14 protein-coding genes and 2 tRNA genes are annotated in these 15,109 nt (G+C 71.5%); 4 read left to right on the top strand and 12 right to left on the bottom strand.

Annotated elements, in window-relative coordinates:
- Positions 1-51: 51 nt before the first annotated feature.
- Complete coding sequence (locus ACWGE1_RS01185) at positions 52-963, top strand: SMP-30/gluconolactonase/LRE family protein (RefSeq protein ID WP_453418465.1); 912 nt, start codon at positions 52-54, stop codon at positions 961-963.
- 21 nt (positions 964-984) lie between these two features.
- Here ACWGE1_RS01185 and ACWGE1_RS01180 read toward each other — a convergent pair whose 3' ends face one another.
- The 4 genes from ACWGE1_RS01180 to ACWGE1_RS01165 form a co-directional block, all read right to left on the bottom strand.
- Positions 985-1,350 (bottom strand): PH domain-containing protein, encoded by a 366-nt coding sequence (locus ACWGE1_RS01180; protein WP_453418464.1) that lies wholly within the window; start codon positions 1,348-1,350, stop codon positions 985-987.
- Positions 1,351-1,535: 185 nt separating this feature from the next.
- Positions 1,536-2,207, bottom strand: a complete 672-nt coding sequence (locus ACWGE1_RS01175; protein WP_453418463.1) for a histone deacetylase — start codon at positions 2,205-2,207, stop codon at positions 1,536-1,538.
- Positions 2,208-2,275: 68 nt separating this feature from the next.
- Positions 2,276-2,348 (bottom strand) — tRNA-Arg (locus ACWGE1_RS01170).
- 219 nt (positions 2,349-2,567) lie between these two features.
- A tRNA-Ser gene (locus ACWGE1_RS01165) sits at positions 2,568-2,658 on the bottom strand.
- Between the two features lie 187 nt (positions 2,659-2,845).
- Here ACWGE1_RS01165 and ACWGE1_RS01160 point away from each other — a divergent pair.
- The 3 genes from ACWGE1_RS01160 (at position 2,846) to ACWGE1_RS01150 (ending at position 7,318) form a co-directional block, all read left to right on the top strand.
- Entirely contained in the window at positions 2,846-3,274 is a 429-nt protein-coding gene (locus ACWGE1_RS01160) for an SSI family serine proteinase inhibitor (protein ID WP_453418462.1), read from the top strand.
- Between the two features lie 119 nt (positions 3,275-3,393).
- Positions 3,394-6,729: a PAS domain-containing protein gene (locus ACWGE1_RS01155; protein ID WP_453418461.1), complete on the top strand. Its 3,336-nt coding sequence runs from the start codon at positions 3,394-3,396 to the stop codon at positions 6,727-6,729.
- Positions 6,730-6,742: 13 nt separating this feature from the next.
- Positions 6,743-7,318 (top strand): antibiotic biosynthesis monooxygenase, encoded by a 576-nt coding sequence (locus ACWGE1_RS01150; RefSeq protein ID WP_453418460.1) that lies wholly within the window; start codon positions 6,743-6,745, stop codon positions 7,316-7,318.
- A gap of 10 nt (positions 7,319-7,328) precedes the next feature.
- Here ACWGE1_RS01150 and ACWGE1_RS01145 read toward each other — a convergent pair whose 3' ends face one another.
- The 8 genes from ACWGE1_RS01145 to ACWGE1_RS01110 all read right to left on the bottom strand — a co-directional run bounded on the left by ACWGE1_RS01145 (position 7,329) and on the right by ACWGE1_RS01110 (position 15,001).
- Positions 7,329-8,978, bottom strand: coding sequence for a long-chain fatty acid--CoA ligase (locus tag ACWGE1_RS01145; RefSeq protein WP_453418459.1), 1,650 nt, complete (start codon positions 8,976-8,978; stop codon positions 7,329-7,331).
- 162 nt (positions 8,979-9,140) lie between these two features.
- A complete protein-coding gene (locus ACWGE1_RS01140; protein ID WP_453418458.1) occupies positions 9,141-9,674 on the bottom strand; it encodes a SigE family RNA polymerase sigma factor in 534 nt (177 codons plus the stop codon).
- Between the two features lie 135 nt (positions 9,675-9,809).
- Positions 9,810-10,976 (bottom strand): lipid-transfer protein, encoded by a 1,167-nt coding sequence (locus tag ACWGE1_RS01135; protein WP_453418457.1) that lies wholly within the window; start codon positions 10,974-10,976, stop codon positions 9,810-9,812.
- Entirely contained in the window at positions 10,973-11,356 is a 384-nt protein-coding gene (locus ACWGE1_RS01130) for a MaoC family dehydratase (RefSeq protein WP_453418456.1), read from the bottom strand. Before ACWGE1_RS01130 ends, ACWGE1_RS01135 begins: the two co-directional genes overlap by 4 nt.
- Positions 11,353-12,420 carry an acyl-CoA dehydrogenase family protein gene (locus ACWGE1_RS01125; RefSeq protein WP_453418455.1) on the bottom strand — a complete coding sequence of 356 codons (1,068 nt, stop codon included), beginning with the start codon at positions 12,418-12,420 and terminating at the stop codon, positions 11,353-11,355. The genes ACWGE1_RS01130 and ACWGE1_RS01125 overlap by 4 nt, the downstream gene beginning before the upstream one ends.
- A complete protein-coding gene (locus ACWGE1_RS01120; protein ID WP_453418454.1) occupies positions 12,420-13,343 on the bottom strand; it encodes a bifunctional MaoC family dehydratase N-terminal/OB-fold nucleic acid binding domain-containing protein in 924 nt (307 codons plus the stop codon). Before ACWGE1_RS01120 ends, ACWGE1_RS01125 begins: the two co-directional genes overlap by 1 nt.
- Entirely contained in the window at positions 13,340-14,491 is a 1,152-nt protein-coding gene (locus ACWGE1_RS01115; RefSeq protein WP_453418453.1) for an acyl-CoA dehydrogenase family protein, read from the bottom strand. The genes ACWGE1_RS01120 and ACWGE1_RS01115 overlap by 4 nt, the downstream gene beginning before the upstream one ends.
- Positions 14,492-14,689: 198 nt before the next feature.
- The gene (locus ACWGE1_RS01110; RefSeq protein WP_453418452.1) at positions 14,690-15,001 is read right to left on the bottom strand and encodes a hypothetical protein; all 312 of its coding nucleotides are present in this window, start codon (positions 14,999-15,001) and stop codon (positions 14,690-14,692) included.
- Between the last annotated feature and the right edge of the window lie 108 nt (positions 15,002-15,109).

Here is a 15,109-nt window from a genome sequence, read left to right as displayed (position 1 = left end):
ATCTCACCATCAGACCGAACATAATTCGGTAGAACCCTTCCAGGGGGAATCATGTCTGCCATAGCCGACCTCACCTTGTACGAGATTCTGGACGAGCGCTTCCGGACCGGCCGCTGCGCCAACGGCGACGCCCGGCTGGAGCGGCTGCACGACGACTGCCGCTGGGCGGAGGGCCCGCTCTACCTGCCCGCCTGGCGGCAACTGGTGTGGAGCGACATCCCCAACGACCGGATGCTGCGCTGGGACGAAGCGACCGGGGCGGTCTCCGTCTTCCGCTCCCCGGCCGGCCACGCCAACGGCAACACCCTGGACCGCCAGGGCCGCCTGATCACCTGTGAGCAGGGCAACCGGCGCGTCACCCGCACCGAACCGGACGGCAGCCTCACCGTCATCGCCGACCGCTTCGACGGCAAGCGGCTCAACAGCCCGAACGACGCCGTGGTCCGCTCGAACGGCTCCGTCTGGTTCTCCGACCCCGACTTCGGAATCACCAGCGACTACGAGGGCCACCGCGCACCCAGCGAGATCGGCGCCTGCAACCTCTACCGCGCCGACCCCTCGACCGGGGAGGTCCGGATGGTCGCCGACGGCTTCCTCGGCCCCAACGGAGTCGTCTTCTCCCCCGACGAGAGCGAGCTGTACGCCGCGGACACCCGGGCCGGCCACATCCGCGCCTTCAAGGTCACCGACCACGGCACCCTCACCGACGACCGGATCTTCACCGGCTGCCCCGGGGTCGACAACATCCGCTTCGACGACGAGGGCCGGCTGTGGGCGGCCGCGATGGAGAACGGCGTCCAGTGCTACGCCGCGGACGGCACCCTGATCGGCCGCGTCCGCGTCCCGGAACCGGTCTCGAACATCGCCTTCGGCGGCGCCAGGAACAACCGCCTCTTCATCACCGCCACCACTTCCCTCTACTCCCTGGTGATGTCGGTGACCGGCCTCCCCCGGGTCCTCTGAGGGCAGGGCCGCCCCTCCGGACTACCGGGCGACGAACTGCGTCAGGATCGCCTGCACCTCGTAGATGTCGACGCCCTTGGTGAAGGTCTTCTCGATCGGCGCCGCGCCGCCGGATATCCAGATCTTGAGCTCGGCGTCGAGATCGAAGTGCCCGGCGGTCTCGACGGAGAAGTGCGTAATGCTCCGGTAGGGGACGGAGTGGTACTCCACCTTCTTCCCCGTGAGTCCCTGCTTGTCGACGAGCACCAGCCGCCGGTCGGTGAACAGGATCGTGTCCCGAATCAGCAGGAAGGCGGCATGCACCTGCTCCCCCTGCCCCAACAGTCGCGCGTAGTCCCGCTGCGCCGACACCGGGTCGACGGTGTGCGCGTTCCCGAACAGTCCCATGAGTGCCCCCGTTTTCCCGACTCCGACAACCTTCGAACGATCTTCGAAAACCGTACCGAGGCCGGGTCCTGGTCCGCGTCACCCGCCAGAGCCATCCCGCCCCTGACATCCTCCGGGGGACCCCCTCCCCATCAAGGAGGAGAGCCAGGCCCTGCTCCGGCGTTCACCGGCGTGCGCCCACGCGGTCACCGGCCGGTGTCAGCCGTCAGCAACTCCCTTACCTGGTCGGCGGTCCACGCTCCGGCCGCACCCGGGCACGCCGCCAGGTACTCGGCGATGTCCTGTTCCTCCCAGGGACCGGACTCCAGGAGGCCGCCGGCCAGATAGCGCAGGTACACGGCGGACGGGGTGAGCACATCGACGTCCTCCAGGGCCCACGGCGCGGTGAACGTCAGCACGGGGATGCCCTCGATCTCACCCGGACAGATCAGGGTCTCGTACCGCCCCGGGCCCAGCTCGTCACGACCGTCCCGCAGGACCGCCGCCAGATCCAGGTCCGCGCCGGGCTCCCTGTACATCTCCTGCGCAGCGATGTCGGACATCTGTCCGGCTGTCACCAGGTGTGCCCGCCCGCGCGTCCGCCCGGGTGCCGTGGGGTCGTACAACCCGCGGCCCCCGGTCCACACGGGGGACTCCGTGGCGAAGTACAGGCACCCTTCCAGCTCCACCGCGATCGAGCGCTCGGGCGCCCGCCGGTCCCGGCAGCCCGGGTACGTGCGCGTCGCTCCGTGCGGGGTCCCGCCGCCGATGTACGCGGCCAGGCGGTCCATGTGCATGTTGGAACCGTAGGAGGCGTACCAGACCCGCTCGGGTGCGGGAATCTCCCGGGCGAGCGGAGTGGCGGTGTGCACGACCATGCTCAGCTCCTCAGGGGTACTGACGCCAGAAGCCCCCCGGGATGATCCCGGGGGGCTTCTGATTCATGTGCACTCGGCAGGATTCGAACCTGCAACCTTCTGATCCGTAGTCAGATGCTCTATCCGTTAAGCTACGAGTGCTTGGGCTTCTCGGGGTTTTGCGCCCCGTTGGCCTTGCGAGAACAACAATACATGGACCTCGCCGGGACGCGAAATCCATTACCCAAACCGCTACTGACCTGCGGAAACGAGCTGGATGGAGATCATCCGGATGAGCTCGCGCGGACATCACGAGGGGACCGGATTGCCCCGAAACGCATCGAAGCCCCGGTCCGTCAGGACCGGGGCTTCGATGAGGTGCGGAGGCGGAGGGATTTGAACCCTCGATGGGTGGTAAGACCCAAACCGCATTAGCAGTGCGGCGCCATAGACCGGACTAGGCGACGCCTCCAGCACACCCCCGTGTACGAGGGTGCGTGCAGATGATGACACAGGCGCAGGGCCCCTCACCAATCCGCTCCTACGGTACTAGGCACGACGGGCAGAGGGCAAAGCCTTAAAGCAGCCGCGGCACGCAACGTCGGTGGCCCCCGCGTCGTTGGGCAGGCGTACGACGTACGGACGACCTGGAGTGCCCCATGCTGCGTCTCGCCGCCTTCGCCGTCACCTCCGCCCTGGCCGCCGCGGCGGCCGGGCCGCTGCCCCCGCTGCCCCTGGGGCTTCTGGCGACACCGACACCCGACCGTCTCACCATCGCCATGGCCGACACCGGGAACCGTCGGCTGGACCGGGAGTACCGGCTCCAATGCGGTCCCGCAGGCGGCGACCATCCGCAGGCGGAGGGGGCCTGTGCCCGGCTGGACCAGTTCGCCAGGGAGGGCAGGGACCCCTTCGCACCCGTCTCCAAGCGGCAGATCTGCACCATGCAGCACGGGGGCCCCGCCACCGCCCGGATCACCGGAACGTGGAACGGCCACAAGGTGGACGCAACGTTCCGGCGGACGAACGGATGCGAAATCAGCCGCTGGGACCAGTTGGAACCTCTGCTTCCGAGTGGGCGTTCCTGACCTGGGAGGATGCGCGGGATGGGCGGTATCGACCGCGCATCGGCCACCTCACCGCGGGCCTGTGGCCTTAGACTCCTCCCGTGACTTGCCGGTAGTTGTGGTCAGGGAGGAAGCTCGTCGTGAGCAGCAGGCCATCCCGAGGCGCTGCTCGCCTCGCAGCAATACTCGACGCTCTTCCGGACGCGCTGTTGCTCGTCAACGCCAACGGCACGGTCGTCAACGCCAATTCGATCGCTCTCGAGGTCATGGAGAGTCCCGGCACCGGGCTCGTCGGCCGCGGCGTGCTCGACCTCCTGCCCGAGTTCGACTCCAAGCTGATCCCCGGCTCCATGCGCCGGCCCGGCGAGGACGACGGCGGCCGCGCCAAACCCAAGCGGATGATCGCGCGCCGAACCGACGGCTCCGAGTTCCCCGTCGAGGTCACCAGCGCCCATCTCGACGGACGCGACGCCTACCGAGAGCCGCAGCCCTCGTACACCGGCGACGAGCTGCTGATGCTCGTGGTCCGGGACCTCTCGCAGACCGTGGACACCGAAGCCGAGCTGGCCCGCTCCCAGCGGCAGACCGAAATGATCCTGCGCGCCGCCGCCGAGGGCGTCGTGGGCACCGACACCGACGGACGGGTGGTGCTGGTCAACCCGGCCGCCGCCCAGATCCTCGGCTACCGCGCCACCGACCTCGGCAACCGCGAACTGCACGGCCTCGTCCAGCACTCCCGCGCCGACGGATCCCCGTTCCCCTTCGAGGAGTCCCCGCTCGCCGACACGCTGCGCAGCGGACGCAAGCACCGCGTCCGCGGACAGGTGCTGTGGAACAAGGCCGGCCAGCCGGTCGCCGTCGACCTGACCACCTCGCCCGTACGGGACGGGGAGCAGCTCGTCGGCGCCGTCATGACCTTCACCGACCGGCGGCCCTACGACGCCCTCGCGGCCCGGCACGCACAGCTGATGGCCGTCCTCGGCGACTCCCTGCGGGGGCCGCTGGACGAGCTGCGCGGCGAGCTGGCGACGCTGGCGGCCGACGACGCCGGTCAGCTGTGGCCCGAGGCCAACCAGCTCCTGCACCACTTGGCCGCCGGGTACTCGCGGATGACCACCCTGGTGGACAACGTCCTCGGCTACCAGCGTCTGGACTCCGGCCGCGACCGGCTCGAGAAGAAGAAAGTCCTGATCAACACCGTCGTCGCGGCGGGCGTCGACGGCGCGGTCGAGCTGATCGGTCCGGGCCGCGCGCAGTTCGCCGTCCACGCGCCGACCATCGAGGCCGAGGTGGACGCGGACCGGATCGCGACCGCGCTCGCCCACCTGGTCGCGGACGTGGCCGGGGTGGACGCCACGGGCAAGACCCGCCAGGGCAGCGGGTACAGCGACTCGACGATCGTGGTGGCCGCCGCGCAGCGCGGCGATGTCGTACGGATCGAGGTCCGCGGACCGTACGAGGGCGGCAACCCGGTCCACGAGCCGATCGTTCGGGGGATCGTGGCCGCGCACGGCGGCGTGCTGCAGACGGTGGAGGTTCCGGGCGCGCCCGGCGGGGCGTTCGTGCTGGAGCTTCCGCTCGGCTCGGGAGCCGGGACGGTGACCCTGCCGGAGCCGGCGGAGGAGCCCCCGGCCGGTCCGGCCGGCGACGGCGCGGGAGCTGCCGGGGACGCCGCTCCCGGCAAGGTCTCCGGCGGTCGCCGCGGTCGGCGCGGGGTGGACGCCTTCCTGGACGACGAGAACACGGCCCCCGAGGCAGCTCAGGCCACACAGGCGGGCCAGGGCGGTGGCGCGCTGGCGCTGCCCTCCGGGCGGCGGCGGGCGGGCGAGGCCGACCTTCCCGAGGCGGGCCCCGAGCTCGCGCAGTCCCCGGTGAATCCGGCCGGACTCGGCACCGGACGCAGGCGAGGCCGGGCCGGTGACGGCAGCGGCGAGGCCGAGGGCACGGCCGGGCCCGAAGGCCAGGGCGGCCCCGCGCGGCCCGTGCCCCCGCAGGGCACGGCCATGCCCGCGCTCCCGCCCGTACCCGCGGTGCCCCCCGTTCCGGTGACCGAGCACCCCGCCGGGCGGCGCCGGGCGCTGGGTCCGGCCGGTCCGGCGCAGCCCGGCGGCCCCGTACCCGCGACCGGGCTCGCGCCGGCGCCCGCTCCCGCTCCCGCGCGGCCCATCGCCCCCGAGGGCGGCTTCGCGCTTCCCGCCGGTCCCACGCCGGCCCCCGCTCCGGCCGGGGCCGAAACCGACACCGACGCACCCGCCGGGCGGCGTGGCCGCCGCGTGCTGGGCACCCCCGCCTCCGAGCCCGAGGCGCCCGCCGCGCAGCCCGACGAGTCCACCGAGGGCCCGACCGGGCGGCGTCGCGCGCTGGCCGGCGCACCGGCATGGCCGGTACCGGCGGCCCGTACCGCCGCTGAGGACGACGGGGCCTCGGGCCAGGTCGCGCTCCCCGGTGCACGCCGGCCGCAGGACACCCCGGCGGAGGGCCAGGCCGCGCAGCCCATCAGCGTGCGCGCCCTCGGCACCCTCGGCCAGGGCATTTCCGTGGACCCGGGCGGCTCCGGCCCGGCGTCCGGGTCCGGTTCGGCCTCCGGGTCCGGCCGCCGTCGTCGGCTCGCCGAGCCCGCCCCGCAGGGCCGGGCCTTCGCCATAGGGGCGCCCGAGGCGGGCGCCGACGAGGGCCCCGAACCGCTGGACGGCCCGGGCGGCGCCGTCGAGGTGGTCAACCGGCCCGTGCCGCTGCCCGTGGACGACGAGCTGCCGCCGGAGCCCCTGGACAATCCGCGCCGGCTCCTGGTGTGGCCCGCGCCCGACGTGCAGACGCAGCAGGCGCTGAGCGACCGCGGCTACCGGCCGGTGATCGTGCACTCCCGCGAGGAGGTCGACGCACAGATCGCCGCGTTCCCCGCCGCGCTCTTCGTCGACCCGCTGACCGGACCGATCACCCGGACCGCCCTGCAGTCCCTGCGCCAAGCCGCCGTGGCCGCGGAGGTCCCCGTACTGGTCACAGCCGGGCTGGGGCACGCCACGCGCGAGGCGGCGTACGGAGCCGATCCGGCCGTACTGCTGAAGGCGCTGGCGCCGCGCGACAGCGAGCAGCACCCCTCCCGGGTACTGCTGATCGAGGAGCACGACGAGATCGCGACCGCGCTGACCGCCGCTCTGGAGCGGCGCGGCATGCAGGTCGCGCGGGCGGGTGCCGATACCGACGCCGTGGAACTGGCGACGCGGATGCGGCCCAACCTGGTGGTCATGGACCTGATGCAGGTGCGCCGTCGGCGGGCCGGGATCGTGGACTGGCTGCGGGCCAACGGGCAGCTGAACCGCACTCCTCTGGTCGTCTACACGACGACCGGCATCGACCCGGCCGAGCTGCCGCGGCTCGCCTCCGGCGAGAGCGTCCTGTTCCTCGCGGAGCGGGCGACGACGGCGGACGTCCAGGGCCGCATCGTGGACCTGCTGGCCAAGATCGGCACCAACTAGCAATCCTGGGCCGATGGCCATCATCAACACGAGCGAGCACACCGTCCCCGCCGACAACGGGGAGGTGAACCTGCTCATCGCGCGGCAGGTGGAGCCCGGGCACGAGGAGACCTTCGAGGCCTGGGCCCACGGGATCCTGGAGACGGCCGCGGGCTTCCCGGACCACCTCGGGTACGGGCTCTTCCGCCCGGCGGCCGAGGGCGGGCCGTGGTTCCTGGTCCACCGGTTCCGCAATCAGGCCGCGTTCCAGCGCTGGCAGGACTCCCCGGAACGGGCGCAGTGGTTCTCCAACTGCCTCGGCCACCACCACACGGAGATAGCCCGCCGGGAACTGCACGGCATGGAGACGTGGTTCGCCAAGCCGGGTACGACCCGGCCCGCGCCGCCGCGGTGGAAGATGGCGATCAGCTCGGGGCTGGCCATCTTCCCGATCTCGCTGGCCGGCAACGCGGTGCTCGGGCCGTACCTGGTGGATCTGCACTTCGTACTGCGCACGGCCGCCTTCGCCGTAGTGTTCAGCACCCTGATGACCTACGTGGCCATGCCCGCGGTCAGCAGGCTGCTGCGGCCATGGCTCACCCGGGGTTAGCCCGCGGTCGTCAGTCGAGCTTGGTGACGTCCAGCGCGCCGTCCGCGTACTGCTTGCGGATCACCTTCTTGTCGAACTTCCCGACGCTGGTCTTCGGCACCGCCTCGATGAACGTCCAGCGCTCCGGCAGCTGCCACTTCGCGATGGTCTGGGCGAGGAACTCGCGCAGATCCGTGTAGTTCACGGTCGCGCCCTCCTTGAGGACGACCGTGGCCAGCGGGCGCTCTCCCCACTTCTCGTCGGGGACGGCGACGACGGCGGCCTCGGCGACCTCGGGGTGCGCCATCAGCGCGTTCTCCAGATCGACGCTGGAGATCCACTCACCGCCGGACTTGATGACGTCCTTGGCGCGGTCGGTGAGGGTGAGGAAGCCGTCGGCGCTGATGACGCCGACATCGCCGGTCTTGAGCCAGCCGTCGGCGCTGAACTTGTCCTCGGGGCGGAAGGGCTCGCCGGACGCGCCGCCGTAGTAGGAGCTTGCGATCCAGTTGCCGCGCACCTCCAGCTCGCCCGCCGATTCCCCGTCCCAGGGCAGGAGGTCGCCGCCGGGGCCGATCAGCCGGGCCTCGACGCCGGCCGGGAAGCGGCCCTGGGTGATCCGGTAGGGCCACTCCTCCTCGGCGCTCAGACCGGCCGGCGGGTGCGCCATCGTGCCGAGCGGGGAGGTCTCCGTCATGCCCCAGGCGTGGCAGACGCGGACGCCGAGCTTGTCGTACGCCTCCATCAGGGAGGGCGGACACGCCGCACCGCCGATGGTTACCTGCTTCATCGAGGTCAGGTCGCGCGGGTTGGCGGTGACCTCGGCCAGCAGCCCCTGCCAGATGGTGGGGACGGCCGCGGCGTGCGTGGGCTTCTCCCGCTCGATCATCTCGGCGAGCGGGGCGGGCTGCAGGAACCGGTCCGGCATCAGCATGTTGATGCCGGTCATGAAGGTGGCGTGGGGCAGGCCCCAGGCATTCACGTGGAACTGCGGGACCACGACGAGGGTGGTGTCCTTGTCGGTCAGCCCCATCGACTCGGTCATGTTGACCTGCATGGAGTGCAGGTAGACCGAGCGGTGGGAGTACACGACGCCCTTGGGGTCCCCGGTGGTGCCGGAGGTGTAGCACATGGCGGCCGCCTGGCGCTCGTCCAGGTCGGGCCAGTCGTAGCTGTCGGAGCTGCCGGCGAGGAGCTCCTCGTACTCGTGCACGCGCACGTTCAGGCCCTCGAGCGCGGAGCGGTCGCCGATGCCGCTGACCACCACGTGCTCGATGGTCGGCAGGTGCGGCAGGAGCGGCGCGAGCAGGGGCAGCAGGGTGCCGTTGACCAGCACCACCCGGTCGGCGGCGTGGTTGACGATGAAGACCAGCTGCTCAGGGGGGAGCCGCAGGTTGAGGGTGTGCAGAACGGCACCCATGGAGGGGATCGCGAAGTACGCCTCGACGTGCTCGGCGTTGTTCCACATCAGGGTGGCGACCCGTTCGTCCTGCTGCACTCCGAGCTCGTCGCGCAGGGCTCCGGCGAGACGGGTGGCACGGTTGCCGATCTCGGCGAAGCTGCGGCGGTGCGGCTCGGCCTCCCCGGTCCAGGTCGTGACCTGGGACTTCCCGTGGATCGTCATCCCGTGTCGGAGTATGCGGGTGACGAGGAGCGGTACGTCCTGCATGGTGCTGAGCAAAGCGTCCTCCCGGTGAGCGCTGCGGCGCTGCGGCGGCTACGGATGCTGCCGATTCTGCGCACGTACCGGTCGGCATGTCACTACCCGGGAGTAGAAACCGGCGCGTGTTTCACGTGAAACATCCCCCGACGCCCTCTGGTTTCACGTGAAACATCCTTCGTCTCAACGGACCGGCATGAGCTCCGGGTCCTCGCGGAGCTTGCCCAGCGCACGGGAAACCGCGCTCTTGACCGTGCCGACCGAGACCCCGAGCAGCTCTGCGGTCTGCACCTCGCTCATGTCCTCGTAGTACCGCAGGACGACCATGGCCCGCTGGCGATCGGGCAGCCGGGTCACCGCGCGCCACATCGCATCGCGCAGTGCCTGTGCTTCGGCGGGGTCGGAGGCCGGGGCCGCCTCGGTCTCGGGGAGCTCGTCGCATACGAACTCGTCGACCTTGCGCTTGCGCCACTGAGAGGTGCGGGTGTTGACCAGGGTCCGCCGGACGTAGCCGTCCAGGGCGCGGTGGTCCTCGATCCGGTCCCAGGCCACGTAGGTCTTCGCAAGGGCCGTCTGGAGCAGGTCCTCCGCATCGCACGGGTTGGCGGTGAGGGAGCGCGCGGTGCGCATCAGGACCGTGCCCCGGGTCCGGACGTACGCCGAGAACGACGGGTACGGCGTCGGATTCGAGGCGAGCGTGCACACAGGCGTGGTCATGTCTCCACGCTAGGAGCGCCCGTCTGTCATGGGATCGGCCGCAGGTGCCGATGGTGGATCCGTCTCAGGTTGTAGGAGTAGGGCCATCCCCACCTCCTGAAGGTGGAGGGGGTGGGGAGCCCCGGGTCCCGGTTCTCAGCTGTCGGCACCGAGGATCAAGCCGGAGGTCGGGACCCCGGTACCGGCCGTGACAAGTGCGTGCGCCGCCCCCGCGACCTGGTTGACGGAGGTGCCGCGCAGTTGGCGCACGGCCTCGGCAATGCCGTTCATCCCGTGCAGGTACGCCTCTCCGAGCTGGCCGCCGTGGGTGTTGAGCGGCAGGGCGTCCGCGGCGACGAAGTCCGCGGCCTCGCCCGGCGCGCAGAAGCCGAACTCCTCCAGCTGCATCAGCACGAAAGGGGTGAAGTGGTCGTAGAGGATGCCGACGTCGATGTCCGAGGGCCTCAGCCCGCTGGTCCGCCACAGCTGGCGGGCGACCACGTCCATCTCCGGCAGCCCGGTGAGGTCGTCGCGGTAGAAGGAGGTCATGCCTTCCTGGCGGCGCCCGGCGCCCTGCGCAGCCGCGGTGATCACGGCGGGCGCGTGCCGCAGGTCCCGGGCGCGCTCGGTCGTGGTGACGACGACGGCCTGGCCGCCGTCGGTCTCCTGGCAGCAGTCCAGGAGCCGCAGCGGCTCCACGATCCAGCGCGAGGCGGCGTGGTCGGCGAGGGTGATGGGCTTGCCGTGGAAGTACGCGGCGGGGTTGTTCGCGGCGTGTCGGCGGTCGGTGACCGCGACGTGCCCGAAGGCCTCGGGGGTGAGGTTGTAGGTGTGCAGGTATCTCTGTGCGGTCATGGCCACCCAGGAGGCCGGGGTCAGCAGCCCCCAGGGCAGCGACCAGCCGAGCGCCGCCCCCTCCGCCGAGGGCTCCCGCTGCTGGACACCGGACCCGAAGCGGCGCCCGGAGCGCTCGTTGAAGGCGCGGTAGCAGACCACGACCTCCGCCACGCCGGTGGCGACGGCGAGGGCGGCCTGCTGCACGGTGGCGCAGGCCGCGCCACCGCCGTAGTGGATGCGGGAGAAGAAGGACAGGTCCCCGATGCCCGCCGCCTGGGCCACGGTGATCTCCGGGCTGGTGTCCATCGTGAAGGTGACCATGCCGTCGACATCGGCGGGGGTCAGCCCGGCGTCGTCGAGGGCGGCGTGCACGGCCTCGACGGCGAGCTTGAGCTCGCTGCGGCCGGAGTCCTTGGAGAACTCGGTCGCTCCGATGCCGGCGATGGCGGCGCGGCCACCGAGCGCGTCGCGGGTACGGACACTCATGCCGGCACCTCCGCGGTGACCGTTCCCGACACGTGGTGGCCGAGGCCGTTGGCGCCGACCACCCGGATTTCGACCGTGGTCCCGGACAGGGCGCTGACCGTGCCGGTGAGGGTCATCGTGTCGCCCGGGTAGTTGGGGGCGCCGAGGCGGATGGCCACCTTGCGCAGGACGGCGCGCGGGCCGAGGTGGTCGGTGACGTACCGGCCGACCAGGCCGTTCGTCGTCAGGATGTTCATGAAGATGTCCGGGGATCCCTTCTCCTGCGCGAGCGCCGCGTCGTGGTGCACGTCCTGGTAGTCGCGGGAGGCGATCGCGCCCGCGACGATCAGGGTGCGGGTGACCGGAATCTCCAGCGGCGGCAGCGTGTCGCCGACGTTCATGCCTGCTCTCCCTCGGCTGTCGGAGCGAATGCGGGGGACGCGGCGGACCCGGCGATCGAGGCCCCGAGCTCGGCCAGCAGCTCACTGCCGCAGCCCAGGTAGGCGTCCAGTTGGCGTCCCCACAAGAAGTGCCGGTGGACGGGGTGGTCCAGGTCGGCGCCCATGCCGCCGTGCAGGTGCTGGCCCGCGTGCACGACCCGCTTGCCCGCCTCCGCGGCCCACCAGGCGGCCGTGAGCACGTGCTCGTGCGCCAAAAGGCCCTGGTCGATGCGCCAGGCCGCCTCGTACGCGGTGACCCGGATCGCCTCGGTGTCCATGTACGCGTCGGCCGCGCGCAGCATGACCCCTTGGTTGGTGGAGAGCGGCCGGCCGAACTGTTCGCGGGTGGAGGTGTATTCCACGGCCCGGGCGAGCGAGCCCGCGCAGACGCCCGCCTGGAGCCCGGCGAACGCGGTGCGGGCGGCGGCGAGTGTGGCCTCGTAGGCGCCGTCGGACCCGAGGGGTTCGGCCTCGGCTCCGGCCAGGGTCAGCCGGCCCGCCGACCAGGGGGCGGTGGTCTCCACGGCGGCGGTCCGCACGCCGGGCGCATCGGTCCGTACGAGCCACAGCGCCCGGTCCGCGTCCGGGACCAGTACGTGCGTGGCGTCGCGCAGCCAGGGCACGGCGGGGGCGGTCCCGGTGAGCCGGCCGCCCTCGGCGGTGATCCGGCCGCGCGCCGGGAAGGCACCGGTGGCCACCGCCTCGCCCGTGCCGAGGGCGGGCAGCAGGCGGGCGCGCTGCTCGGGGCTGCCGTGCGCGGCCACGGGGAGGATCCCGTACGCGCAGGTGGCGGCGTACGGAACCTGCGCGGTGGTACGGCCCTGTTCCTCCAGCAGCAGGACCAGACCGAGCAGGCCGATCTCCTCGACCGCGGTGGTCAGTCCGGCCGTGGTGAGGGCCTTCCACAGTTCGGCATCGCTGCCGGTACCTGCTTCGGCGAGGCGTTCGTGGGTGGCGAGATCGGAGAAGATCCGGGCGGCGAGACCGGCCGCGGCGGCTTGCTCCTCGGTGGGGTGGAAGTCCATCAGCCCGCACTCCCGCGGAAGACGGGGAGTTCCAGGCCGTCGTCGACGCGCAGGAATTCCAGCTGGACGGGGAGGCCGATGCGCACCTTGTCGTAGGGCACACCGGTGATGTTGCTGATCATCCGGACTCCTTCGGCGAGCTCGACGAGGGCGACCGCGTAGGGCGGGTCGAAGGCCGGGAAGGGCGGGTGGTGCATGACGACGTAGCTGAACACCGTGCCGGCGCCGGAGGCCTCGACGGTGTCCCAGTCCGGGCTCGCGCAGGCGTTGCAGCCGGGGAGCCACGGGAAGCGGAGGGTGGTGCAGGCGGTGCAGCGCTGGATCAGCAGCCTGTGCTCCCGCACGCCGTCCCAGAACTCCTGGTTGTCGCGGTTGATCACCGGGCGGGGGCGCTGGGCCGGGGAGCGCTTCGCCGGCCGGGCGGCGGGCGCGTACTTGAGGATGCGGAAGCGGTGGGTACCGGCGGTCTCGCCGTCCACCTGGACGTCCATGCGGGTGGTCACGAAGTGGCCGGTGCCCAGCTTGGTCGTCTTGCGGGGCGACACCGACTCGATGACGGCGTCGAAGGTGATCGCGTCGCCGGGGCGCAGCGGACGGTGGTACTCCTGCTCGCAGTCGGTGGCGACCACGGAGGTGAAGCCGGCGCCGTCGAGGAGCCCGAGGAGCTCGTCGTAGGCGGAGGAGCGGTCCGCGTGGCCGGAGAGGCCGCCCATCGTCCAGGCCTGGAGCATGGTGGGCGGAGCGATCGCGTCCGGCCCGGTGTAGGCGGGGTTGGCGTCGCCCATCGCCTCGCACCAGTGGCGGATCATCGGTTCGTTGACCGCGTCCTTGCCCCGGCCTCCGGTGGCGGCCGGCTGTCCTTCGAAGGCCGCCAGCAGCATGTGGAACCGGGCTGCCTCCTCGGCCGCGTCCACCACCGTCATCGCTTCCTCCCCTTCATGCCGAGCCGCATCATGGCGACGATCTCCCGCTGTACCTCGCTGACCCCGCCGCCGAAGGTGTTGATCTGGGCAGCTCGGTTCATTCGCTCCAGCTCGCCGCCCGCGAAGGCTCCGGGCCCGCGGATCAGGGCCTCCTCGCCCACCACCTCCTGGCACATCCGGTACACCTCGACGGTGGACTCGGTGCCGAGGAACTTCACCCCGCTGGCGTCGCCGGCGGCCAGCGCGCCGCTGCCCACGTCCTGGACGAGGCGCCAGTTGAGGAGGCGTACGGCGGCCAGGCGCGCGTGTGCCTCGGCGAGCCGGGACTGCACCCAGGGGAGGTCGGCGGGCCGGTCGCCGGTGATCGGATCGGGGGTGCGGGCGTGGTCGAGCGCGTACGCGTAGAAGTCCTCGGCCTGCATGCCGATGGCGGCGAGGGCGACCCGCTCGTGGTTGAGCTGGTTGGTGATCAGGCCCCATCCCCCGTGCTCGGGGCCGACGAGATGGCCGGCGGGCACCCGGACGGAGTCGTAGTAGGTCGCCGTGGTGGTGAGGCCGCCGACGGTGTCGATCGGGGTCCAGGAGAAGCCCGGAGTGCTGGTCGGCACCAGGATGATCGAGATGCCCCTGTGCTTGGGGGCCTGCGGGTCGGTGCGGCAGGCGAGCCAGATCCAGTCCGCATTCTGGGCGTTGGAAGTGAAGATCTTCTGCCCGTCGATCAGCCAGTCGGTTCCGTCTCGGACCGCGCGGGTGCGCAGGGCGGCGAGGTCGGTGCCGGCCTCTGGTTCGGAGTAGCCGATGGCGAAGACGACGTCGCCCGCGAGAATCCGGGGCAGGAAGTAGTCCTTCTGCTCCTCGGTCCCGTACTTCATCAGGGTCGGCCCGACGGTGTTGAGCGTGACCATGGAGACGGGGGCGCCGGCCCGGTATGCCTCGTCGAAGAAGACGAACTGCTCGTCGGCGCCGCGGCCCTGGCCGCCGTACTCGACGGGCCAGCCGAGGCCGAGCAGTCCGTCGGCTCCTATGCGGCGCAGGAGTTCGCGCTGGCCGGCCGGGTCCTCGGGGACGCCGTCCGGCAGCAGATCCTTGAAGTACGCGCGCAGTTCGGCGCGGAGCCGCAACTGGCCTTCGGTCGGGGCGAGGTGCACGGCGCTGGCCTCCCGGCATCACATCATCGAGGGAACCTGACTGTCCGTCAGATTCACCCGTGGTGTCAAGGTCGGGAGGGGAGCGGCCTCACGGCCCGGTCATCCGCCAGGACATGCGCGAGGGCGCCTGCGCTACCGGACCCCAGCCGGTCCGGTCGCAACAGACGCCCTCAGGAATCGGAGCGGCTCAGGCCGCGGCTACGGCCACGGGAGGAAATTGACCTCTACGTTCGAGTTGGCCTGGTGGATCGCGGTGAAGGCCGAGCCGTTGACCTGCGCGGTGTTGTTCTGATTGGAGGCACCGGAGCCGGTGGCCACCTGCTGCGAGGTGGACGAGTTGCCGTGGTTGTCGCCGCCTACGCCGCTGCCGATGATGCTGGCGACGCTCGCATTCGATCCGTCGTTCGCGAAGGAGCCGTTGTCGGCCGACGCCACCCCACCGAAGAGACCGACGGCGAGGGGGAGAGCGGCGACGGCGGCGATGACGCGGGCGGTACGGATGCTTGCCATGTCTTTATCCTCCAGAAAACCGAAGTGGGACTTGCTCCGGGGCAGTTGGCCGACCGCCTCGGTCGTTCCGTGTGGTGACGACGTCGCGAGACCACAGTTGCCCACCGA

Source organism: Streptomyces sp. NPDC054932 (assembly GCF_053610205.1).
This window is presented reverse-complemented; position numbering and strand designations above follow the sequence as displayed.